General features: G+C 36.5%; 20 protein-coding genes. 16 read left to right on the forward strand and 4 right to left on the reverse strand.

The window, feature by feature from the left end; all coding sequences use genetic code 11:
- Window positions 1-5: 5 nt before the first annotated feature.
- From N0K73_RS03635 to N0K73_RS03645, 3 genes are all read left to right on the forward strand, one after another.
- Window positions 6-1,037, forward strand: coding sequence for a diacylglycerol kinase (locus N0K73_RS03635; RefSeq protein WP_057974425.1), 1,032 nt, complete (start codon window positions 6-8; stop codon window positions 1,035-1,037).
- A 143-nt stretch (window positions 1,038-1,180) separates the two neighbouring features.
- The gene (gene rlmD, locus N0K73_RS03640) at window positions 1,181-2,545 is read left to right on the forward strand and encodes a 23S rRNA (uracil(1939)-C(5))-methyltransferase RlmD (protein WP_112250552.1); all 1,365 of its coding nucleotides are present in this window, start codon (window positions 1,181-1,183) and stop codon (window positions 2,543-2,545) included.
- Window positions 2,546-2,554: 9 nt separating this feature from the next.
- Window positions 2,555-2,887: a hypothetical protein gene (locus tag N0K73_RS03645; RefSeq protein WP_112250550.1), complete on the forward strand. Its 333-nt coding sequence runs from the start codon at window positions 2,555-2,557 to the stop codon at window positions 2,885-2,887.
- A gap of 192 nt (window positions 2,888-3,079) precedes the next feature.
- Here N0K73_RS03645 and N0K73_RS08305 read toward each other — a convergent pair whose 3' ends face one another.
- Window positions 3,080-3,268: a transposase gene (locus tag N0K73_RS08305; RefSeq protein ID WP_112250671.1), complete on the reverse strand. Its 189-nt coding sequence runs from the start codon at window positions 3,266-3,268 to the stop codon at window positions 3,080-3,082.
- Window positions 3,255-4,346 (reverse strand): ISL3 family transposase, encoded by a 1,092-nt coding sequence (locus tag N0K73_RS03650; RefSeq protein WP_181647389.1) that lies wholly within the window; start codon window positions 4,344-4,346, stop codon window positions 3,255-3,257. Before N0K73_RS03650 ends, N0K73_RS08305 begins: the two co-directional genes overlap by 14 nt.
- Before the next feature lie 206 nt (window positions 4,347-4,552).
- On the opposite strand from N0K73_RS03650, the gene N0K73_RS03655 reads away from it, so the two are divergent.
- From N0K73_RS03655 to msrB, 6 genes are all read left to right on the forward strand, one after another.
- Complete coding sequence (locus tag N0K73_RS03655; protein WP_225416493.1) at window positions 4,553-5,641, forward strand: PTS transporter subunit EIIC; 1,089 nt, start codon at window positions 4,553-4,555, stop codon at window positions 5,639-5,641.
- Window positions 5,641-6,396 carry a glucose PTS transporter subunit IIA gene (locus N0K73_RS03660; protein ID WP_225416492.1) on the forward strand — a complete coding sequence of 252 codons (756 nt, stop codon included), beginning with the start codon at window positions 5,641-5,643 and terminating at the stop codon, window positions 6,394-6,396. Before N0K73_RS03655 ends, N0K73_RS03660 begins: the two co-directional genes overlap by 1 nt.
- A gap of 222 nt (window positions 6,397-6,618) precedes the next feature.
- Complete coding sequence (gene licT, locus N0K73_RS03665; protein WP_112250546.1) at window positions 6,619-7,464, forward strand: BglG family transcription antiterminator LicT; 846 nt, start codon at window positions 6,619-6,621, stop codon at window positions 7,462-7,464.
- An 89-nt stretch (window positions 7,465-7,553) separates the two neighbouring features.
- Complete coding sequence (locus tag N0K73_RS03670; RefSeq protein WP_284068609.1) at window positions 7,554-9,446, forward strand: beta-glucoside-specific PTS transporter subunit IIABC; 1,893 nt, start codon at window positions 7,554-7,556, stop codon at window positions 9,444-9,446.
- A 14-nt stretch (window positions 9,447-9,460) separates the two neighbouring features.
- Window positions 9,461-10,900 carry a glycoside hydrolase family 1 protein gene (locus tag N0K73_RS03675; protein WP_284068353.1) on the forward strand — a complete coding sequence of 480 codons (1,440 nt, stop codon included), beginning with the start codon at window positions 9,461-9,463 and terminating at the stop codon, window positions 10,898-10,900.
- Window positions 10,901-11,019: 119 nt separating this feature from the next.
- Window positions 11,020-11,457, forward strand: a complete 438-nt coding sequence (gene msrB / locus N0K73_RS03680; RefSeq protein WP_057974422.1) for a peptide-methionine (R)-S-oxide reductase MsrB — start codon at window positions 11,020-11,022, stop codon at window positions 11,455-11,457.
- Between the two features lie 60 nt (window positions 11,458-11,517).
- Here msrB and N0K73_RS03685 read toward each other — a convergent pair whose 3' ends face one another.
- Both N0K73_RS03685 and N0K73_RS03690 read right to left on the reverse strand, forming a co-directional pair.
- Window positions 11,518-12,837: an APC family permease gene (locus N0K73_RS03685; protein WP_112250541.1), complete on the reverse strand. Its 1,320-nt coding sequence runs from the start codon at window positions 12,835-12,837 to the stop codon at window positions 11,518-11,520.
- Window positions 12,838-12,942: 105 nt separating this feature from the next.
- Complete coding sequence (locus N0K73_RS03690) at window positions 12,943-13,338, reverse strand: DUF4828 domain-containing protein (RefSeq protein ID WP_057974420.1); 396 nt, start codon at window positions 13,336-13,338, stop codon at window positions 12,943-12,945.
- Between the two features lie 182 nt (window positions 13,339-13,520).
- On the opposite strand from N0K73_RS03690, the gene N0K73_RS03695 reads away from it, so the two are divergent.
- The 7 genes from N0K73_RS03695 to N0K73_RS03725 all read left to right on the forward strand — a co-directional run bounded on the left by N0K73_RS03695 (window position 13,521) and on the right by N0K73_RS03725 (window position 23,184).
- Entirely contained in the window at window positions 13,521-14,522 is a 1,002-nt protein-coding gene (locus N0K73_RS03695; protein ID WP_112250539.1) for a Gfo/Idh/MocA family protein, read from the forward strand.
- A gap of 102 nt (window positions 14,523-14,624) precedes the next feature.
- Window positions 14,625-15,905 carry a DEAD/DEAH box helicase gene (locus N0K73_RS03700; protein ID WP_112250537.1) on the forward strand — a complete coding sequence of 427 codons (1,281 nt, stop codon included), beginning with the start codon at window positions 14,625-14,627 and terminating at the stop codon, window positions 15,903-15,905.
- A gap of 123 nt (window positions 15,906-16,028) precedes the next feature.
- Window positions 16,029-17,192, forward strand: coding sequence for a GNAT family N-acetyltransferase (locus N0K73_RS03705; protein WP_284068610.1), 1,164 nt, complete (start codon window positions 16,029-16,031; stop codon window positions 17,190-17,192).
- An 11-nt stretch (window positions 17,193-17,203) separates the two neighbouring features.
- On the forward strand, window positions 17,204-18,643 hold the full coding sequence (locus N0K73_RS03710) for a glycoside hydrolase family 1 protein (protein ID WP_112250533.1): 1,440 nt from the start codon (window positions 17,204-17,206) through the stop codon (window positions 18,641-18,643).
- Between the two features lie 153 nt (window positions 18,644-18,796).
- Window positions 18,797-19,642 (forward strand): PRD domain-containing protein, encoded by an 846-nt coding sequence (locus N0K73_RS03715; RefSeq protein WP_181647387.1) that lies wholly within the window; start codon window positions 18,797-18,799, stop codon window positions 19,640-19,642.
- A 136-nt stretch (window positions 19,643-19,778) separates the two neighbouring features.
- Window positions 19,779-21,752: a beta-glucoside-specific PTS transporter subunit IIABC gene (locus N0K73_RS03720; protein WP_112250529.1), complete on the forward strand. Its 1,974-nt coding sequence runs from the start codon at window positions 19,779-19,781 to the stop codon at window positions 21,750-21,752.
- Window position 21,753: 1 nt separating this feature from the next.
- A complete protein-coding gene (locus tag N0K73_RS03725; RefSeq protein ID WP_112250527.1) occupies window positions 21,754-23,184 on the forward strand; it encodes a 6-phospho-beta-glucosidase in 1,431 nt (476 codons plus the stop codon).
- Window positions 23,185-23,193 lie beyond the last annotated feature (9 nt).

Raw genomic sequence — 23,193 nt, forward strand, 5'->3', positions numbered from 1 at the left:
ACGGAATGAGAAAAAGAGCCAGAATTATTTATAATCCAACATCTGGTCGTGAGGCTTTAAAAAGTGATCTTGTGAGTATCCTAGACATTATTGAAAATGCGGGATACGAAACAAGTGCTTATGCTACAACGGCTAAAAAACATTCAGCGCGTGATGAAGCAACACGCGCTGCCCAATTAGGGTTTGATCTAGTCATCGCTGCCGGTGGTGACGGAACCATTAACGAAGTTGCTAATGGGATTGCCGGACTTAAGCACCGACCAAAATTGGGTGTTATACCTGCTGGAACAACTAACGATTATGCTCGGGCCTTAAAAATACCTAGGGATGATCCAGTTGCTGCGGCAAAAGTTATTGCTAAAGGAAATACGGTTAAAATGGATGTTGGACAAGCTGGGGAAAAATATTTTATTAATATTGCCGGTGGTGGACTCTTAACGGAATTAACTTATGATGTTCCTTCACAGTTTAAATCGCTTTTTGGGTACCTTGCCTACTTGGCTAAGGGTGCTGAAATGTTACCAAGAATGAAGCCAATTGAAATGAACCTCGAATATGATGGGGGATCGTTTAAGGGAAAAGCGTCAATGTTTTTATTAGCATTAACGAACTCCGTAGGCGGCTTCGAACAAATCGTACCAGACGCCTCACTTGATGACGGTAAGTTTACCTTACTTGTCGTTAAAGCAAGTAACATCGCCGAAATGTTGCATTTAATGGCACTTGTGCTAAATGGCGGTAAGCATATTAATGATAAACGTGTAATCTACATTAAAACGTCTAAATTAGTTGCTAAGCCAGTTAATAACAATAAAATGATGATTAACATTGACGGTGAGTACGGCGGGGATGCACCAATGACGTTTAAAAATTTGAAGCAACATATTGAGATTTTTGCGAACACGGATGCATTACCTGAAACGTCAATTACATCGGGACGCACAGCTGCTGAAATTGCTGCTGAAGAACATTTTGTAAAAGGTGTCGAAAAAATGAATGGTGAAGATATTGACGGCAATGGTATAATCGGTAAGTAAGAGATAAATAAGAAATCAAGTAGGATTGAGGTGCTCGGTAAAGGCCTCAATCCTGTTTTATTCCTAGAGTTGGTACCTATTGACTTTTAGGGGTTAAACATGGTTGAATAAAGTAAATACGCAGGAACATCGAAAGGACAACAATGAAAAAACTACCTCCAGTAATAAAGAACCAAGAATTTGACACAGAGATTATCGATTTAACTTATCAAGGCATGGGTGTTGCCAAAGTAGACGGCTACCCATTGTTCATTGAAAATGCGTTACCAGGCGAAAAAGTTAGTATCCGTGTCATGAAAGTTAGCAAGAACTTTGGTTTCGCCAAAGTATTAGCTTTCCGTAATGAAAGTCCAGATCGCGTTGAAACAAAAGGCTCAGCATACACACAAACTGGGATTGCACCATTACAACATTTGGCATACCCAGCACAATTGAAATTCAAGCAAGCGCAAGTACAAGAATTATTAAAAAAGGCGCATTTGGATATTGAAGTATCTGACGCTATTGGTATGGAAGATCCTTTCCACTACCGTAATAAAGCCCAAGTACCTGTTCGCGAAATTGCCGGTGAATTAAAGACTGGATTCTTTAAGAAAAATAGTCATGATTTTATCGCAATTGAAGATTTTTTAATTCAAGATGAAGAAATCGATAAAGCAATTGTTGCTGTACGTGATGTCTTGCAACGTTTCCATGTGGAAGCTTATGATGAACGTGCACATAAGGGAATTATCCGTCATATTATGGTTCGTCGTGGCCATTACTCAAAACAAATGATGGTTGTTTTGGTGACACGTTCTAAGAAATTACCAATGTTTACAGAAATTACGGCTGCAATTCGTGAAGCATTGCCAAACGTAACAACAATTGTTCAAAATACAAACTCTGAAAAAACAAATGTAATCTTAGGTCGCGAAAACAAAGTTCTCTTTGGCCCTGGTTATATTGAAGATCAATTAAACGGCTTAACATTTAGAATTTCTCCACATTCTTTCTACCAAATTAATCCCGTTCAAACGGAAAAATTATATGCTGCAGCCTTTGAGCGCGCTGGTTTAACAGGTAACGAAACAGTAATTGATGCTTATAGTGGTATCGGTACAATTTCATTATCAATGGCAAAACATGCACGTCAAATTTACGGTGTAGAATTGGTTTCAGAAGCCGTTAAAGATGCAAAAGAAAATGCTAAAATTAATGACATTGATAATGTTCGTTTCGAAACAGGGATGGCAGAAAACTGGATGGAAAACTGGAGTCATGCTAACTTAAGACCCGACGTCTTAGTTGTCGATCCTCCTCGTAAAGGGTTAGAACCAGCATTTATCGAAAGTACGCTTAAAATGCAACCCAAGAAGGTTGTCTACATTAGTTGTAACCCATCAACATTAGTTCGTGATATTGAAGGATTTATGGCAGATGGTTATAAAGTAACAAAACCAATCTTACCAGTTGATCAATTCCCACAAACAACACATATTGAAACAGTTACAATTCTAGAAAAATAGGATTAACTGATGAATTTTTATTATGTTTGTGCAATTGTTACGACGATTAGCGCTAGCGTGAGTTTAGGATTTTCGATTGAAGCTTTGCTGAAAACCTCTGAAAAATCAGGACAAATAAACGCAATGTATGCTATCTCAAGAAGTCTACCGTTAGCAGTTGCTAGTATTGTTCCATTCTTTTATCATTCCAATAGTTATTTAATCGTAATTTCTACTTTGATGATTATTATTCAAGCAATTGATGCAGTGATAGGGTTCCTAGTCAAAAATCGATTTAAAACAATTGGACCAGGGCTTACAGCAGTTTTCAATTTTGTCTGTTTACTGGGTATCATAATTTAAATTTAAAGGCAGCTAAAAGGATTTTCTTTTGGCTGCCTTTTTTTGGCTCTTCGCCAACTGTTTTTGGTGACTAAATTGATAAATTTCTGATCACTTTGTGATTAGGACTTTTTGGCTCTATGTCAAATAGTGTTGATGAAGCAAAAAATGATAAAACTAAAGCTGAAGAATCTTACGATTCTTTGGTTTTTTTTATGCCGTTATGAAGATTCTATTTCTGAATGAATTAAAAGTTCTGTAACCGAAGGATACGCGTTTAATAACCTTGATTTTATTATTTATGCCTTCTAGTGTCGCATTTGAATATGAATAAGAAATTGCGTTTAGGATGTGTTCTTTGTGTTTAATTATTGATTGAACCGACGTTTTAAAAAGATAAATTGGAGTTCCCTTTCTTCTCTAGTTCTTCTAGAAAGGGCAGGAATTCTTCTGTCTTTTTGTATTTAATGATCCGAATAATCGCTTGATAAATATCGTAGGCATCAGAAAGCTCAGGTGAATAAGCTAATAATCGATCCATTAAGTCTTGTTCAGTAAAAAGTCCTTTAAATAATGAAAAATGTTTGTAATTCTTATAATCGAGTTTATCGGAATATTTGTTGAATTTTTTCCAATAACGTTTTAATACTAGCGCATCTTTCTTATATGATAATTGTTTAGAGACGTTAACCCGTGTACTAGATAAGGATCTTTGGAAGAGCTGGACAATATGAAATCGATCTAAGATGATGGCTGCATTTGGAAAGACCGTTTTAATAACCGTCTCGTAAGAGGCGTTCATATCAATTACAATATACTTTACTTTATCTCTGACTTCCCTAGGGTAATGGAGAAAATGTGATTTTAAAGTCGTTTGTCTACGATCTGGTAAGATGTCGAGAATTTTACCACTTTTTTCATCTAAATATATGAAGCTTAAGCCACCTAAAACGTTACTAGTGAGACGGACTTCATCAAAGCAGAGTACTTCAGGTAAATGCATCCAATCTGTCTGATGCTGATTTTCAAGTGTATTCAAAACACGAAGTGTTGTTGAAATAGAAATACCAACGCGCTTGGAAATAGTTTTGATGGAAGAAATGTCTGATAAATAAAGAAGAGTTAACCGTTTGATAGCAATTGAAAGATGGCATCCTGGTTCAATGACAGTTGTCCTTGCGGTAAAAGTTTCCTGACAGGCTTTACAATAGAAACGTTGTTTCTTTAAGTTAAGATAGGTGTCAAAATGGCTTGTTCGTGGTAAAAGGATCATAGATGTTTTTGTCCCATTTTTGACAACCGTGAAATTAGTATTGATAATGCCGCATCTTTCATAGCATTTCGGTATATATGTGAGAACAGCATTAACTTTTTTGATTTTTCTTTGATGGTAAGTCACTGTCGTGACGGCATTCTTACAAAATAAAATATTTTTATCTTGGATATCAAGTAAATTTCGGATATCATTATTAATGGACATGAAGTTCACACTCCTAAAATTGTGGTTTAGACGCTTTAATTTTATCATGTGAGAACTTTATGTTCTTTTTTTTGCGAAAAAATAGTGCTAATGATTTCTCATCAACACTCAAAAGTATAGAACCAAAAGTAAAAGAGCAAACGCTCTCAATGTTTGCTCTTAAAATAGAATTCAAATGTAATCGATTACAAATAGGGAGGTGTATCATGGGGAAATATGATGATTTAATTCCTTTTATCTTTGATAATATTGGGGGGAGAAAAAATATTATTAGTTCAAATCATTGCGCAACTAGATTACGATTAAAGTTGGGTGATGCATCAAAATTTAATGAAGATAAGTTAAAAAATAATTCATTAATCATGGGAACAGTAAAAAGAGATAATGAGGTTCAATTAATTATCGGGCCAGATGTTGATAAAGTCTATTCACTTTTTAATAAAGAATGTAATAAATCTGAATTTGATAATCAAGTTAGGCAACAAAAAAGGCGTAGGAAAAATTTAAAAAGTTATGGAACTTCAATAGTAGATTTTATTAGTGGGACTTTTGTTCCAGTATTACCTATTTTAGTTGCAGCAGGACTAGTATCAGCGGTATTAAATATATTAGTTACATTCTTTGGTGTTTCTACTACGAGCGGGACTTATACAATTCTTAATACAGTGAATAATGCAGGATTTTATTTCTTACCAATTTATATAGGGTATAGTGCGGCGAAAAAAATTGGAATAAATGGTATGATGGGGATGTTTTTAGGTGCTATATTAGTCCATTCAGCTATTGATGGGGTAAAAGGCTTAAGTTTCTTTGATCTAGCAATTCCAATTACGACATATAATACAACAACAATACCTGTTATTTTTGGTGTTTTATTCATGGCTTTAGTTGATAAGGGGGCTGATAAGGTTATACCCGATGCAATTAAATTCTTTTTAAAACCGTTAATTGTGATTTTAATAACGGTACCGATAACACTTATTTTGTTAGGACCACTTGGAAATGTTGTTGGTGGGTATATAGTAAGTTTATTAGGACTTATGTTTGATAAGATGGGCTGGCTTTCAGTTGGAATATTAGGTGGATTGACACCACTATTGGTTATGACGGGAACCAATCAAGCACTGTTTCCGCTTGTGTTTGCCATGATGGCTGAATCGAATTATGATTCGTTTGTACTTCCCGCGATGTTGGCAGCAAATGTGGCTGTAGGTGCAGGTGCGCTAGCTATTTCGTTACAAGAAAAAATGTTGAAAAACGGTCCTTGGCCTTTTCAGCAGGCATTACTGGAGTGATGGGGATTACAGAACCAGCTGTTTTTGGAGTAATGATTAATTACAGTAGTGCATTTATTGGTGCCATTACTGGTGGGGTTGTTGGTGGAATATTTGCTGGGTTAGTTTCATTGAAACAATATGCTGTAGTTTCACCAGGAATTGCTGCTATTCCAACATATATACCAACAAACGGTTCTGGATTAAATAGTAATTTTTGGTTTTTTATAGCTATTCTAGTTGTTTCCGTGTGTGTTTCATTTACTGTGACTATTGTTCTTGAAAAGAGAAAACGCAACAAATTAAAAATTCAAAAAGCAGATTCTTCATTTAAAATATTAAGTCCCGTTCAAGGTACAGTTCTACCAATTGAACAGGTAAACGATCCATTATTTTCAGAAAAAATGATGGGTGATGGATTAGCAATTATGCCTAGCGAAGGAGTAATTGTGGCTCCATTTGATGGTTATGTTATTATGACCACACCAACCAAACATGCAATTGGATTACGCGGAGATAATGATGTAGAAATTTTGATACATATTGGAATGGATACTGTTAATTTAAATGGAGAATTTTATAATTTATTAGTTGAAGAGGAACAATATGTTTATGCAGGAGATGTATTGATAGAGTTTGATATGCAGGCGATAGCTGAAAAGGGATTCGATTTAATAACGCCGGTAATTGTTACTAATTCTGCAGAGCATGATTGCTTTGCCAAAACTATTCAAAAAGAAGTTAAGAAGAATGATTATCTTTTTTCAGTGAGTTAATAATAACGAATCAAAGTACCTTCTGACACGCTATTGACAGCGGATACATTTAACGCTATACTAAACTTATTCGCAATGTTATTACTCTTGAAGTAAGCATGTGTGGACTTAAAATGATTATAAATGATTTAATAAGGTGTTATCAGAATTCTGAGCATGACTTGTTTGTAGGTGGTAAACTATACCCAATACAGATGAGTCTATTTTTTTGAGGTGAAAGCGATGAAGATTAAACGTGTTTTAAATAATAATACTGCGATATCCGTCAATCACAGCGGACTAGATGTATTATTAATGGGCGCTGGAATTGCTTTTGGTAAAAAGCAAGGTCAAAGTGTAGATATGGATAAAGTTGAAAAAACGTTTATTATTAAAGATAAAGACACGCTTAATAAATTTACAGATCTTGTAATAGATGTTTCTTTGCCAGAAGTCATGATGGCGGAGAAAGTCATTAATTTTGCTAAAATTAAATTGGGTAAAAAGTTTAATGAAACAATCTACGTTAATTTAACCGATCATATGCATAATTCAATTAAACAATACAAAGCCGGTATTGTTTTGAAAAACCCTTTAAAATGGGATATTGCAAGGTTTTATCCGGATGAATATGAGGTTGGTCAAAAAGCCGTTAAAGTTGTTTCGGATGAGTTGAATATTAAGTTTGAAGACGATGAAGCTGCTTTTATTGCATTGCATTTTGTGAATGCAGAGATAGATGGTGTCGAAAATAGTAAGAACTTGGCTTATAACGTCACCAAGATTGTTAAAGAAATCGAAGATATTGTGAAGGACTATTTCCATACGGAGTTTGATGAATCATCATTGAACTATTATCGATTCATTACTCACTTAAAATTCTTTGCGCAGAGACTGTTAGCAGGGAAACATTACGATGATGACGAGGATCAAATACTGCTTGATACAATAAAGAAACGGTATCAAAAAGCATATGATTGTGCACTCCAAATTCAAAATTTTGTGAGTGAGCATTATCAGTATGAAATAAGTGGAACAGAATTATTGTATTTAACGGTGCATATTAACAGATTAATAAAAAATTTATAGGGATGTTATTTTAATTAAGCATGACCTAAAAGACAAGCAATCGTGTCTTTTTAGGTCATGCTTTTTTTTATATCAAAGGAGAGCATAAAATGAAAAATAAAGACTTAGCAAAAAAAATATATGATGAAGTTGGACAAGAACAAAATATTCATTCACTGATTCATTGTATGACAAGATTACGTTTCGAATTAAAAGATGAAAGTATTGTTGACGATGAAAAAATTAAAGAAATACCTGGTGTTATGGGAGTTAATCATCAAAGTGGTCAATATCAAGTGATTATTGGAAACGACGTTGGTGATTATTATGATGAAATTACAAAGTTGGGCAATATTGTTGGAGAGTCATCTGATGAATCATCAACTGAAACAAAGAAAGAGAAAGGAAATTTATTTAATCGTTTTGCGAGCTTCATCTCAGCCTGTATGTCACCGTTAATTCCTGCATTAATTGGTGGTGGGATGGTTAAAGTCATTTTGATTTTATTGCCATTGCTCGGTTGGATGAGTGAAAAAAGTCAATCGTATGCAATTTTAACAACATTTGGTGATGCACCATTTTATTTCTTACCGATTATGTTGGCCGTTACTGCAGCTAAATATTTCAAAGTGACACCAATGTTAGCCGTCACGATTGCCGGGGTTATGATTCATCCCTCATTTGTTGCAATGGTCGCTGCTGGTAAAGGTGTGCACTTTATGGGATTACCAGTTACATTAGCCACTTATTCATCATCAGTTATTCCAATTTTGATGGTGGTTTGGGCTATGAAGTATATTGAAATGGGTGTAGATAAAATTTGTCCTGCTTCAATGAAAAGCATTTTAAAACCACTTTTAGTTTTATTTATCACAGCAACGTTGGCCCTTGTTGTGATTGGACCTATTGGAACGTATGCAGGTCAATATTTATCAGATATTATTTTATTCATTCAAGCTAAAGCTGGCTGGTTGGCGATGATTGTTATGTCAGCATTTATGCCTTTAATTGTGATGACAGGAATGCATTGGGCTTTTGCGCCACTATTCCTTAATGCATCAGTTGCTTCGCCGGATTCACTTATTTTACCTGCAATGTTAGCTGCAAATATTGCTCAAGGAGCTGCTTGTTTAGCCGTTGCCATTAAAGCAAAAAATAAAAATACAAAACAAATCGCAAGTGCCGCAAGTATCTCGGCTTTATTAGCGGGTGTTACTGAACCTGCCTTGTACGGAATTACACTTAAATATAAGAAACCTTTATATGCTTCGATGATTGCGGGTGGTATTACAGGATTATTTACAGGAATTATGCACTTGAAATCATTTACGTTCGCTGTTCCGTCAATCATTTCAATGCCTCAATTTATGAGTAAAACAGATAGTCAAAATATTTATACAGCTGTGATTGTGTTGGTTGCTTCATTTATAATTAGTTTCGTTTTGACATACCTGTTTGGAATTGATGAAGGTGATGCTAAAGTTGCAACGGTTACGACGACTGCAACTGCTAACACGGAAGAAATTAAGGTATTAGAATCTGGTTCAAAGGGAACAAAGAAAGTATTCAGTCCAGTTGCTGGAGAAGTAATCACGTTAGAAAGTGTCAACGATCCAACATTTGCTGAAAAAATGTTAGGAGACGGGGTCGCAATTATTCCAAACGATGGTAAAATTTTTGCTCCTTTCTCTGGAGAAGTTGTAACGGTCTTTCCAACTAAACATGCTATTGGATTGAAAAGCGATACAGGAATTGAATTGTTAATTCATTTTGGATTGGATACAGTTAATTTGAAAGGCAAACCATTTTCCCAACATATTGAAGCAGGGCAACACGTCACGCAAGGTGAGTTACTCATGGAGGCTGATATTAAACAAATTCAAGATGCGGGCTATGATATTACAACACCAGTCGTGGTGACAAATACTGCAGAATTTGTTGAGATTGTCCCAACAGAAGAGACAGTCGTCACAAAAGCTGATACTATTTTATATGTAATCTAAGAGGAGGAATTTAAATGACAAAATTTCCAAAAGGATTTTTATGGGGCGGCGCAACGGCTGCTAATCAACTTGAAGGGGCCTACAATGAAGGTGGGAAAGGACTATCAGTTCCGGATGCCTTACCAGGTGGAACCGAGAGATTTGATATTATCAATCAACCTGATTTTAATTGGAAAATTGATACTGAAAAATATACTTATCCCAATCATGATGGCATTGATTATTACCATCGCTTCCGTGAAGATATTGCCCTTTTTGCTGAAATGGGATTTAAAGCGTATCGTTTTTCAATTGCATGGTCACGAATTTTTCCACAAGGTGACGAATTAACACCAAATGAAGAAGGATTAGCCTTTTATGATAAAGTCATTGATGAATGTTTAAAATATAATATCGAGCCTGTGATTACGATTTCGCATTATGAATTACCACTTAACTTAGTGACGACTTATGGTGGTTGGAAAAATAAAAAATTAATTGAATTTTATGCAAGATTTTCTGAAACAGTTTTAAATCGGTACCACGCTAAAGTTAAGTATTGGATGACTTTTAATGAGATTAATAGCGCTTTACATTTTCCAGTGATGAGCCAAGGGTTAGTTGCAAGTAACGGTGCAAACGATAAGCAAAATGTTTACCAAGCATGGCATAATCAGTTTGTAGCGGGGGCAATGGCTGTCAAAACTGGACACGAATTGGACCCTGATTTACAAATTGGCTGTATGATTTTATATGCAACCACATATAGTTATAATTCTGATCCTATTAATCAAATGGCAACACTTGAACAAAATCAAGAATTTAACCATTTTTGTGGTGATGTTCAAGTGCGTGGTGAATATCCAACATATACGAATCGTTTGATGCAAAAATATGGGTTCAAGTTTAGCGATTTAGAGACAACGCCAGAGGAATTGGCATTACTAAAAGCCAATCCTGTTGATTATATTGGATTTAGTTATTATATGTCAGCAACGGTTGATGAAACGAATGTGGCGCAAAATAGTGCTCAAGGGAATCTCATTGGTGGGGTTAAGAATCCATACTTGAAAGCCAGTGACTGGGGTTGGCAAATTGATCCAACCGGTTTGAGAATTGCGTTGAATGAACTTTATCAACGTTACCAGAAACCTTTATTTATTGTTGAAAATGGCTTCGGTGCAAAAGATGAACCAGATGAAAATAAGTTTGTTGTTGATGATTATCGTATTGATTATCTGCGTGCACATATTGAAGCAATGGCTGATGCAATCAATGATGGCGTTGATTTAATGGGATATACACCATGGGGATGTATTGATTTAGTTAGTGCATCAACTGGTCAAATGTCTAAACGTTATGGCTTTATTTATGTTGATTTGGACGATGAAGGAAAAGGAACATTAAGTCGCTCTAGAAAGAAATCATTTGGTTGGTATCAAGAAGTAATTAAGTCAAATGGTGAAAATTTATAATATTAAAATCACATTAAAAAAGATTTGCTTTTGATGTGATTATTTGGTGCCAAATAGTTGTATTCACTAATAAAAGGCGTAGTATGTAAATTATCTTAGAGGATTAGGAGGGTTTTCATATGACAAAAGAAACTGAAAAAGAGTTACGCGAACGCTTATCGAAACAAGAATTTGAAGTAACGCAACATGCTGCGACAGAAGCGCCATTCACGGGTAAGTACGATGACTTTTATAAAAAAGGTATCTATGTTGATATTGTTAGCGGTGAAGCACTCTTTAGTTCAGCAGAAAAATATGATGCTGGGTGTGGCTGGCCATCATTTTCTAAGCCTATTCCGGGTTCTAAGATTGCCGAACTAGCGGATAATAGTCTTCCAGGTCATCAACGAGTGGAAGTGAGAAGTGGCGAAGCCAACTCACATTTAGGTCATGTTTTCCCTGATGGACCTCAAGATCAAGGTGGATTACGTTATTGTATCAATTCCGCCTCATTAAAATTCATTGCTGAAAAGGAAATGGCAGCGGCTGGTTATAAAGATTACTTAAACGTTTTATAAAAATAAAAGCATTCAACTTTCATGGCCATTTCGGGCGTTAAAAGTTGAATGCTTTTTTAATTATGATTGTATTTTACGATGGATAAAGTAAACAGGAATACCAATCCCAGTCATTAATAGACCAATCAAAGCCAGGCCTGTCTGCGTTAGTAAAGTTGCGCCAAGGATGAAGAGGCCCCCCATAATCGCAATTATGGGAATTACTGGGTATAACGGTACCTTATAAGGTCTTTTTAGAGCGGGTTCTCGTTTTCTTAAAATGAAAACGGCAATAAAAACGAGCACGTTAAAAATCCAGATAACAAAAATCAACATATCTGTTAACAAATCAAAACTACCCAAAAACATCATGATAATGGCAATACCAATTTGTAAGAAGCCAGCAATATAAGGAACTTTTGTGTGAGGAGAGAGACGTTTTAACCAATTACTAAAGGGAAGTTGGTTTTCTAATGCCATCGCGTAGGGAACGCGCATGCCAGTCAAGGTATAGCCATTAATTGCGCCATAAACCGAGATTAAAATACCGATGGTAACAAATTTACCACCAAATCGGCCAAATAATTGCAACGAAGCGTCTGAAGCGGCATTTAAATTGCCGGCCAGTTCCGAAATGGGCAATGCTTTAAGAAAAACAAAGTTAATTAACGTATAGATAATCGTAATTGAGAATAGGCCAAAAATGATAGCCTTTGGTAAATCACGTTCTGGATGATGCATTTCGCCAGCAATATTTCCGACACCAATCCAACCATCGTAAGCGAACATAGTCGCAAGTAGGCCACCACTCAAAGCAGTGAAGAAGGAGTTGTGTGCGCCAGATGTTAAGGGGATTAAGCTAAATGAAACATGCGCTGGCGTAAAAAGACCCCAGATAACAATCACGATAATAGGTAGTAATTTTAAAATTAATGAAATTGACTGAAATGCGCCACCAACTTTTGCGCCTAAAAAATTAATTAAGGTAATACTAATGCCACTCACTAAAGCGATTGGAATAGTCAAATTAGCATTAAGGTGAAATAGGTTAATGAATTGTGTCCCGAAAATAATCGAAAGTGCCGCAATATTTGCGGGATAGTAGATGATGATTTGAGCCCAACCGAGTAGAAATGCCGAAAAGCGGCCATAAGTATATTCGATATATTTAATTGCGCCACCTGTTTCTGGAATTGCGGCCGCAAGTTCTGCGGCGGTTAGTCCAGCACAAATGGTTAAAAAGCCACCAAGTAACCAAACAAATAGGGTTAGGTTAGCGGATTGAGTTTGTTGTGTGACACTTGAGACTTTGAAAAAGACGCCCCCGCCAATTACTGTTCCCATGACAGTTGATAACGCGGCAAAAAAGCCAATATCTCGTTTTAAGTGATCGTTGTTCATGGTTAAAAATCCTCGTTTCTATTTGGAATGCGTATTTAACTATTTTAGACTATATAATCGCGTAATGAAACAAAAAAATTGAAGGTGAAAATCAACAAAATTCTGTTAATCTTCATCTTCAATTTTAGGTTCCGAAGGTTCTTTAATCGGAGCTAATTTAATGGGATAGGTGCGGTTATCTGCTTCATCAAATAAACTGATTGGACCTTGATCATTCGCGTCAATTCTTAGGTGAAATCCATACTCGTCTAAGAAACTCAGTTCACGTTCGTCTAAACGCTCTACTTCACCGTTAAGTGCACGCTCGTCAATTCGAATCGTGAGGTCTGATGAAATATCTAGATTATGGTGTCGGTGGCTAATTTCATCGTAAAATAACCAATGACCGGCATAAAAAATAGGTAAAGAAACCTTAGTTTTTGGTGCGGTTATTGATTTGATATCTTTCGTTAATCCAATAAAAAATGATGCACCCAATAGTGCAAAACTACGCTTCTTCACGCCTACCCCTCCTATTAGAACTACTTTATTTAAATATAACACTTTTATCTAACAAGCGGAATATATTGCCCCAAATATATCTAAATGTAATCTATCGTCACAAAATTGACACAAAGAGATTATTATGAAAACGGTTTAACTATTGTTATAATGGAACCAATAATAAAATGGAGGTAGCAAATATGATTAAATTAGGTATTATTGGTACGAATTGGATTACTGGTCAATTTATTGAAGCGGCTCATGAATCAAAAGAATTCAAATTAACGAGTGTTTATTCAAGATCCGAAGCAAAAGCTAAAGATTTTGGTGAACAATATGGGGCAACGAATTTCTATGATAATGTGACAGATTTTTTTGCTTCTGATTTATTTGAAGCCATCTACATTGCATCCCCAAATAGCTTACATTTTGAACAAATTAAATTAGCAATTAAAGCGGGTAAAAAAGTCATTGCTGAGAAGCCGATGGTATCGAATCCAACAGAAATGGCTGAAATTCAAGAGATTCTAAAAAAACATCCTGAAAGCCAACTTTTTGAAGCAGCGCGTCAAATACATCAGGAAAATTTCAAAATTATTGAACAAAAAGTAACGGAGATGGAAACAATTCAAGGGGCAACCTTAACTTATATGAAATATTCATCACGTTATGATGCCATTTTAGCTGGTGAAGAACCTAATATTTTCTCACCAAAATTCTCCGGTGGTGCTTTGCAGGATCTTGGCGTTTACGTTGTCTATGATGCCATTGCTTGGTTTGGTGCACCACTCAAAGTGCAATATTACCCAACGATGTTACCAACGGGCGTTGACGGTAAAGGTGTCGCAATTCTAACTTACAAAGATTTCAACGTTACATTGAATGTTGGTAAGACAGCTAATTCATATTTAACGAGTGAAATTTATGGATTGAAAGATACTATTGTGATGGATAACGCCGCTGAATTGAATGAGGTTATTTATCGAGATGGCTCTGATAAAGAAGACATGTTGAGTCAATTCCCAGCAAAAAATCCGATGTTAGCTGAAGCAAATGCGTTTGCTAGGGTAATAAATAATCCTGGGGATGCTGCAAGTATTGCGGACTACAAGAAGTGGCAAGCACTTAGTACAACGGTTAACCAAGTCTTGTTTGATTTAAGACAAAGTGCCGGAATTGAATTTCCAGCTGATCATAAATAGGAATTACTGAGATAAGTTTCCATGAATCAATGGAAGCTTATTTTTTATATGCTATACTTAATTATTAAAACTAATCCTAGAAGTTAAAAGAAAGAGACTAAAATGAATCCAAAATTTGATGCATATTTTAAAGAACAAGGTTTTGAAACACGGTCACCTATTCAAGAAGCCGTTTATGAACCCCTAAAAACTGGTGAAAATGTCCTTGGTTTAGCACCAACTGGATCAGGTAAGACCTTAGCATTTAGCTTGCCATTACTTGAAAGATTAACACCAAAGGATGGCATCCAATTACTTGTTATCGCACCTTCACAAGAATTGGCTATGCAATTAGCAGGTGTAATCCGTCCGTGGGCTAAAGAACTTGATTTAAAAGTTCAAGCAATTATTGGTGGCGCAAATATGAAACGCCAAATTGAAAATTTAAAGAAAAAACCTGAAATTATTGTTGGAACTCCAGGTCGTTTATTAAATTTGGCCGAAGATAAAAAAATTAAGTTGCACAAAGTTATGTCAGTCGTGATTGATGAAGCTGATGATTTATTAACGGACGAAACATTAACGACTTGTCGTGAGTTAATTAGCCAAGCTCCCGCAGGTATTCAATTAAGTTTCTTCTCTGCAACTGAAACAGCAATTTTAGATGATTTAAAAAAATGGTTTGGCGCAGATGTGACGACTTACGATGTTCGTGACGTTGACCAAACGCAGGGAATCGTTCACCATTATGCCATTGAAACACCAACTCGTAAACGTCAGTCAACGTTACGTCGTCTGGCAAATGTAGAGGATTTCTATGCCTTAGTTTTCTTCAATCAATTATCATCCCTACAAGATATGGCTCAGAAATTAAAATACGATCATGTACCAGTTGCTGTTTTAGACAGTGAACAACGCCAAGTTAACCGGGCAAATGCCTTATCGCAATTGCATAAACATGAGATCAAACTGTTGTTAACAACGGATGTTGCTGCTCGAGGCCTAGATATCCCGATGTTATCAGCAGTTGTTAATTATGATATGCCAAAAGATATTACGTCGTATATTCACCGTGTCGGCCGAACGGGACGGATGGGTGCTGAAGGAATGGTCATTAATCTTGGAAACGAACATGATTTACGAACGTTAAAACAAGATTTAAAAAATACGCCATTTGAAATTGAAAAAGGCTACTTATACGAGGGTGCTATTGTCACTAAACGTCCAGAACGTGCGGTTGAACCTAAAGTTAAAAAACCTAAACCAGTTGAAGTAAAAGCTAAAACTGCTGTGGGCCAAAAAGAATCTGATGAACCTATTAAGAAACCACATCGTAAAATTCGTTTGAGAAATCAAAAGAATAAAGGAAAAAGACGTAAACCTAAAGCAGAACATTTCGATTAATTAGAGCAATCATCCAAAGTTATTTGGGTGATTTTTTTATTGCCTTAATCTGTAAGCGATTGCAAGAGTGGCATTGCCGTGCTATATTTAAAGAAGTTAATCTAGACATAAAAGGAGTTACATATGGCCATGACAAATATTAAGTTAGATAAAAATTATTTTGACGGATACTTTGATTTATCAATTTATGCATTTAATAAAACCGTTTCAGCTGAAAGAAAAAGTTTTTTCAAAAAGCTATATGACCATTCATCTGACTGGGGTTCCGTTGAGTCGGGTCAAGTGGTCAGTGGGGTGATTAATACACCGTTCATGACTAATTTCCATGGTGCCTCGTTCAAAATGGGTGGAATTGGTTATGTCGCAAGTTATCCTGAATTTGCTGGGCAAGGTAGTATTGGTCAATTAATGAATTTAGCTTTAGATGAAATGTATCAAGATGGAACAACGCTATCTTATTTAGCCCCATTTTCATATCCGTTCTATCGTAAGTTTGGGTATGAAGCAACGTTTGACCAAACTGTTTACCGAATGAATGCGAAGGATTTGCCTCGATTAAAAGTGAAGGCAATTGGCCATGTTGAACGCCACCCATATTCAGAAGTTAAAAATGACCTTAATGAAATATACAAAAAGAATCAATTATCACAACAAGGTGGAATTGAACGGGCAGAATGGTGGTTAACGTATTCTGCCGAAAAACATCCTAATTGGGAGACGGCCGTTTATTATAACGAGGCAAATGAACTAGAAGGATACCTCGTATATCAAAGAGAAGCTAATGAATTTAAAATAGTTGAATGGGTTTATCAAACAAGTGAGAGTTGGCTTCAATTACAAAACTTCGTGATTAAACATCAATCAGCATATGAATGGTTTAGCTATGAGAGCCCAATTGGTCAACCATTACCAGATTTGTTGGCTAATCCACAAGTTGACGTGAAAATAAAACCATATATGATGGCAAGAATTGTGAATGTCGCTGATTTTTTGACGCGTTATCCTTACCAACATGATTTTGATGCGATTGTGATTCAAGTTAAAGATACCAATATTGCCGACAATGAAGGTCAATGGCAAGTTAACCATATAAACGGGCAGACGACAGTAGAAAAAATAACGGATAAAGAGCCAACTTTAGTCACTGATATTCAGAATTTAACGCGTAGTATGATGGGTTATCGAACAATGAAACAATTAAAACAATATGGGTTTTTATCGGGTGATGTAACTGCATTTGATCGTGCCTTGATTAAAGATCAGCCGATACTAAGTGATTACTTCTAAGGAGATAACAAATGGAATATGAAAAAATGAGCCATTTTCCAACGGATTTTTTATGGGGTGCTTCTTCGGCGGCCTACCAGATTGAAGGTGCCTACCGAGAGGATGGGAAGGGATTATCAGTTTGGGATAAGTTCGTTCGAATTCCCGGAAAAACCTTTAAAGGAACCAATGGTGATGTAGCTGTTGATCATTATCACCGCTTTAAAGAAGACGTTGCTTTAATGAAAGAACAGGGATTAAAAGCCTACCGTTTTTCAATTGCTTGGACACGAATTTTTCCTGAAGGTAAAGGGCAAGTTAATCAAAAGGGAATCGATTTTTATAATCGTTTAATTGATGAGCTGATTGCTAATCAGATTGAACCCGTTGTGACTCTCTATCATTGGGATTTACCTCAGGCTTTGCAAGATGAGTATGGTGGTTGGGAGTCACGCGAAATTGTGTCCGATTTTACGAACTACGCCAAAACATGTTTTGATGCGTTTGGTGATCGCGTTAATCATTGGGTATCATTGAATGAACAAAATGTTTTTATTTCACATGGCTACCAAATGGAAAGTCATCCCCCAGCAGTTAATGATGAAAAACGGATGTACGCCGCAAATCATATTGCTAATTTGGCAAATGCCTCAGCGATTAAGACATTCCATGATGGCCATTATCAAGGTGGAATCGGACCCAGTTTCGCTTATAGCCCGGGTTATGCGGTTAATGGCGACCCTAAAAATCAAGTAGCAGCAACTAACTACGAGGATTATGCTGCTCATTTTTGGATGGACGTCTACGTTTACGGTCGTTATCCTAAAATGATTTATAAATGGTTAACTGAGCGTGGAACGGCACCTGTGATTACCGAAGTAGACCAGGCCTTGTTAATTGCTGGAAAACCAGATTTTATGGGATTAAACTACTATCAGACGCAGACAATTGCGGCTAATCCGTTAGTTGGTGGTGTTGGACTTGCAGCAGAAAATAATACAGGTAAAAAAGGGACCAGTTCTGAAAGTGGTGTTCCGGGGATGTTCAAGACAACTAATAATGAATTCTTAAAACAAACCGATTGGGATTGGAATATTGATCCCGAGGGACTAAGAATTGCTTTAAGACGAATTGATAGTCGCTATGACTTACCCGTCCTGATTACTGAAAATGGACTTGGCGCTTACGATAAATTAGAAGAAGACCATCAGATTCATGATGACTACCGAAGTTACTTTATTAATGAACATATCAAGGCGATTAAAGAAGCCATATCTGATGGCGTTAAAGTGATTGGCTATACAACTTGGAGCTTTACAGACTTGCTAAGTTGGTCAAATGGGTACCAAAAACGTTACGGTTTTGTTTATATTGACCGCGATGAAGAAAGTGCGAAAGAATTAAAACGTTATAAGAAGGACTCGTTCTACTGGTACCAAAAAGTGATCCAGGAAAACGGTCGTTATTTATAAAAAAATAAAGCTATTGTTGATTGCGCTTACATATGGTGGTACACTAATAGATGAAATGAGTGTTACTGATTCGATCAGGCATGACCTATTGATGGAGATGTGTAAATGTCTGTATTTATGGGTCTTTTTTTATGGAAAGGGGGGTGGTTTAATGTGAAGTTTGTTAAAAATTTTAATAACAATGCGGCTTTAGTTGAATCATCCGATAATATTGAGTGGGTCGTTATCGGTAACGGGATTGGATTCGGCTATCACGTTGGAGATATCATTGATGACGCTAAAATTGACCGCCGTTTCAAGGCTGAGGAAGATTCAGATACAATGAAACTCATATCGGGATTTGATGCGCAGGTTTTAGAGGTTGCTTCAGCACTTGTTAATGTGGTTGAACCTTTAATTAATGTTAAGTTTGACGACGTTCAATTTTTAGTTTTGGTTGACCATCTGCAGTACTCGCTCAAGAAGAACAGTGATGAAATGTTTTTGAATGACCAATCTGTTCACTGGGAAATAAAAAAATTATTTCCAGTTGAATTTAATGCTGCAGAGGCCGGAATTCAAAAAATTGAGTCGGAGTTCAATCTTTCGGTTCAAAAAAATGAACTTATTTTACTGACATACCATCTCATTAACGTCAAAGAAGGCGGACATGCCGTCCAAGATTCGATGAAAATGTCAGAGCTTATTTCAGGAATTATTAATATTATTCAATTGGATACTGGTATTATTCTTGACGAAAAGACCTTTAATTATAGTCGGTTTGTGTCACATTTACGTTATTTATTCATTAGACATTTTAATAATACCGAGATTGACCGTGCAGAACTTGATCCCGAGTTACTCGCGATGATGATTAGTCGTTACCCACAAGTCTACAAGACTGTGGAAAAGATTGTGCATTATATTAGAGAACGTGCCAATTGGGATTTACAAGCGGATGAGCAAGTTTACTTAGTGTTACACATTTGGCGCGTGACCCACAGGCAAGAAGAAAATTAAATAAATCGATAATTAGGTGTGTTATTGCCATTTATAAGCAAGCATAAACCCAGTTACTCATTTCAGACTCAGCTTTTTTTGAGCAGGAATGAATAGCTGGGTTTTCATTTACAAAAAAATAAAAGGAGTGATTATAATGAGTTACGATAAATTAGCTAAAGATATTCTAAAAAACGTGGGTGGGGAAGCCAACGTTAATAGTGTTGTCCATTGTACAACGCGGTTAAGATTTAAATTGAAAGATGAAGATAAAGCTAACACCGATATTTTAAAAGATATGGATGGCGTTGTTACAGTTGTTAAAAGTGGTGGCCAATACCAAGTGGTGGTTGGTAACCAAGTACCAGAAGTTTATGATGAATTGGTCAAAGGGAGCGGACTTGCCGGAGACGGAATTGTACCAGATGATGACGGCGAAAAAATGAAACCGCTTGATGCGTTTATCGATATGATTTCAGGTATTTTCGCACCAACTTTAGGTGTCTTAGCTGCAACAGGTATGATCAAAGGGTTGGTTGCCATGCTTGTCGCATTTAACTGGGTGGCAGCAACATCTGGAACTTATATCATTTTAAATGCGTTGGGAGATTCTTTCTTCTACTTCTTCCCAATTATTTTGGCTTACAGCGCAAGTAAGAAATTCCACGTTAATCCATTGTTGGCAATGGTGATAGGGGCATCCCTAGTCTATCCAACAATTGTGGCCCAATTACCAGCAACATTGGCCGCAACGGGTGGTAAGGCACTTTATACTTTATTTGCAGGAACCATTTTTGAATCACCTATTTACATGACATTCTTAGGTATTCCGGTGATTATGATGAGTTATGCATCGTCAGTTGTACCTATTATTGTGTCAATTTGGTTTGCATCAAAAGTTGAACCCTTTTTCCAAAAAAGGATTCCAGAAGTTGTTCGAACATTCTTGGTACCAATGTTAACAGCACTTGTAGTCGTTCCAATTACCTTTATATTCATCGGCCCCCTTACAACTTGGGCCAGCGATATCGTCGCAACCGGATTTTCGGCAGTTTATTCACTTAGTCCAATTGCTGCTGGGGCAGTGCTTGGTGGTTTATGGCAAGTCCTTGTTATTTTTGGGTTACATTGGGGACTTATTCCGCTCGCACTTCTCAACATTTCAACACAAGGGTCAGATCCAATTTTAGCTTTGATGCTGGGTACAACATTTGCCCAAATCGGATCCGTTTTAGCGATCACAATTAAAACTAAAAATAATAAATTGAAAGCACTTGGTTATTCATCATTTATTTCAGGTATATTTGGTGTCACGGAACCCGCTATTTACGGGATTACCTTGCCTCGTAAAAAACCATTTGTCATTACATGTATTTCAGCCGCTATCGGTGGGATGATTCTTGGGTTATTTGGAACAAAAGGTTACCTACTTGGTGGATTAGGAATCTTCTCAATTCCAAGTTACTTAAATCCTAAAACAGGGATTGATATGTCATTTTACGCCGTACCAATCGCAATTGTAGTTTCATTCGTTTTATCATATGTCCTAACAATGATGTTCGGGTTAACAAAAGCGGATCAAGAAGTCCCTGTTGTGGCTGAAACAACGAACGCTACGACAACTGCTTCAGCTCCAGTGAAATCAGAACAAGTTGAAGAAGAAGTTCTTGTTAGCCCACTTAAAGGCCAAGTATTACCTTTAGCTGACGTGAAAGATCCGGTCTTTAATTCTGGTGCAATGGGTAACGGAATTGCTATTTTACCTGAGATAGGTCAACTATATGCACCAGCCGATGGTGTCATTTCACTCGTTTTCCCAACAGGGCATGCGGTTGGCATGAAAACAGATAGTGGTGCTGAAATCTTGATGCATATTGGGATGGATACGGTTGAATTAGGTGGTAAATTCTTTGAAATTCAAACTGAAATGGATAAAGTCGTTAAAAAGGGCGATTTGTTACTTAAGTTTGATATTGATGAAATTAAAAAAGCCGGATATGAAATTATTACGCCGATTATTGTAACGAATACACCAAGATATAAAGAAGTTAATGCGATTGCTAAAGAACACTCAAATGTGATTGTTGGTGACGATTTACTAGATTTAGAAATTAACTTAGGGGGCAAATAGAATGACAAAATCAAATTTTCCAGATAATTTTTTATGGGGTGGCGCAACGGCGGCCAACCAATTTGAAGGGGCATATGATGTTGATGGTAAAGGATTATCATTAGTAGATATCCTACCAGATGCCCATCATGGTCGTTGGGATTACTTATTTAACGCAAAAGAAGCAATGAAAATGGAAGAAGACTTCTATCCTAGTCATGAATCAGTTGATTTTTATCATCATTACGAAGAAGATTTACGATTAATGGCGGAAATGGGGTTCAAAACATTCCGGATATCAATTAGTTGGCCACGAATTTTTCCACAAGGTGATGAAAAAGAACCAAATGAAAAAGGCTTACAATTTTATGACAGAGTGATCGATTTATGTATTGAATTGGGGATGGAACCACTTGTCACAATTAATCATTTTGACACGCCGTTAGGGATGTTGAAGAAAATGAATGGTTGGGCTGATCGTCGGATGATTGATAATTATTTGAATTTTTCGCGTGTATTATTCATGCGTTACAAAGATAAAGTTAAATATTGGCTGACATTTAATGAAATAAATATGATTTTACACATTCCATTATTGGGTGGCGGGCTAGATTTAGAAGGTATCGATAATCCTGAACAAGTTAAATATCAGGCGGCGCATCATCAATTGGTGGCCTCTGCATTAGCAACTAAGATGGCGCATGCAATTAATCCTGATTTTCAAATTGGATGTATGTTGGCGGCCGGAGTAACTTATCCTAATACGCCCAATCCAAAAGACGTCTTTGAGGCAATGACTAAAGATCGAGAAGGTTATTTCTTTATCGATGTTCAATCACGTGGCTACTACCCAAGTTACTCGGCAAGATTGTTCAAAGATATGGGTGTATCCATTGAAATGGCTGATACTGATGCGGCAGACTTACTTGAAAATACGGTTGACTTTATTTCGTTCAGTTACTATTCATCACGTTTAGCTAGTGCTGATCCTGAAATAACGGATACAACTGCAGCGAACGTCTTTGAAAGTTTAAAAAATCCTTATTTGAAAACGAGCGAATGGGGTTGGCAAACAGATGGTCTTGGGTTAAGAACAACCATGAATCAAATCTACGACCGTTATCAGAAACCTTTATTTGTAGTTGAAAATGGATTAGGCGCAAAAGATATTGTGGAAGATGGCGATAAGATTCATGATGAGTATCGAATTTCTTATCTTAGCGAAAACATTCAGGCCATGGGTGAAGCAATTGCGGACGGGGTCGTTTGCTTAGGCTATACATCATGGGGCTGTATTGATTTAATCAGTGCTGGTTCCGGAGAAATGGCAAAACGCTACGGGTACATCTATGTCGATCGAGACAATGATGGAAACGGAACGTTGAACCGACTAAGAAAAGATTCATTTTATTGGTACCAAGATGTCATTAAAACAAATGGCGTAGAACTATAAACAAATAAA

It is taken from the genome of Dellaglioa algida, assembly GCF_030127605.1.
Lineage (GTDB): Bacteria > Bacillota > Bacilli > Lactobacillales > Lactobacillaceae > Dellaglioa > Dellaglioa algida.

Excerpts from the sequence above, each read along its gene's own strand:
- N0K73_RS03635 (WP_057974425.1), top strand. The coding sequence starts at position 6 with ATGAGAAAAAGAGCCAGAATTATTTATAATCCAACATCTGGTCGTGAG.
- rlmD (WP_112250552.1), top strand. The coding sequence starts at position 1,181 with ATGAAAAAACTACCTCCAGTAATAAAGAACCAAGAATTTGACACAGAG.
- N0K73_RS03645 (WP_112250550.1), top strand. The coding sequence starts at position 2,555 with ATGAATTTTTATTATGTTTGTGCAATTGTTACGACGATTAGCGCTAGC.
- N0K73_RS03650 (WP_181647389.1), bottom strand. The coding sequence starts at position 4,346 with ATGTCCATTAATAATGATATCCGAAATTTACTTGATATCCAAGATAAA.
- N0K73_RS03655 (WP_225416493.1), top strand. The coding sequence starts at position 4,553 with ATGGGGAAATATGATGATTTAATTCCTTTTATCTTTGATAATATTGGG.
- N0K73_RS03660 (WP_225416492.1), top strand. The coding sequence starts at position 5,641 with ATGGGGATTACAGAACCAGCTGTTTTTGGAGTAATGATTAATTACAGT.
- licT (WP_112250546.1), top strand. The coding sequence starts at position 6,619 with ATGAAGATTAAACGTGTTTTAAATAATAATACTGCGATATCCGTCAAT.
- N0K73_RS03670 (WP_284068609.1), top strand. The coding sequence starts at position 7,554 with ATGAAAAATAAAGACTTAGCAAAAAAAATATATGATGAAGTTGGACAA.
- N0K73_RS03675 (WP_284068353.1), top strand. The coding sequence starts at position 9,461 with ATGACAAAATTTCCAAAAGGATTTTTATGGGGCGGCGCAACGGCTGCT.
- msrB (WP_057974422.1), top strand. The coding sequence starts at position 11,020 with ATGACAAAAGAAACTGAAAAAGAGTTACGCGAACGCTTATCGAAACAA.
- N0K73_RS03685 (WP_112250541.1), bottom strand. The coding sequence starts at position 12,837 with ATGAACAACGATCACTTAAAACGAGATATTGGCTTTTTTGCCGCGTTA.
- N0K73_RS03695 (WP_112250539.1), top strand. The coding sequence starts at position 13,521 with ATGATTAAATTAGGTATTATTGGTACGAATTGGATTACTGGTCAATTT.
- N0K73_RS03700 (WP_112250537.1), top strand. The coding sequence starts at position 14,625 with ATGAATCCAAAATTTGATGCATATTTTAAAGAACAAGGTTTTGAAACA.
- N0K73_RS03705 (WP_284068610.1), top strand. The coding sequence starts at position 16,029 with ATGGCCATGACAAATATTAAGTTAGATAAAAATTATTTTGACGGATAC.
- N0K73_RS03710 (WP_112250533.1), top strand. The coding sequence starts at position 17,204 with ATGGAATATGAAAAAATGAGCCATTTTCCAACGGATTTTTTATGGGGT.
- N0K73_RS03720 (WP_112250529.1), top strand. The coding sequence starts at position 19,779 with ATGAGTTACGATAAATTAGCTAAAGATATTCTAAAAAACGTGGGTGGG.
- N0K73_RS03725 (WP_112250527.1), top strand. The coding sequence starts at position 21,754 with ATGACAAAATCAAATTTTCCAGATAATTTTTTATGGGGTGGCGCAACG.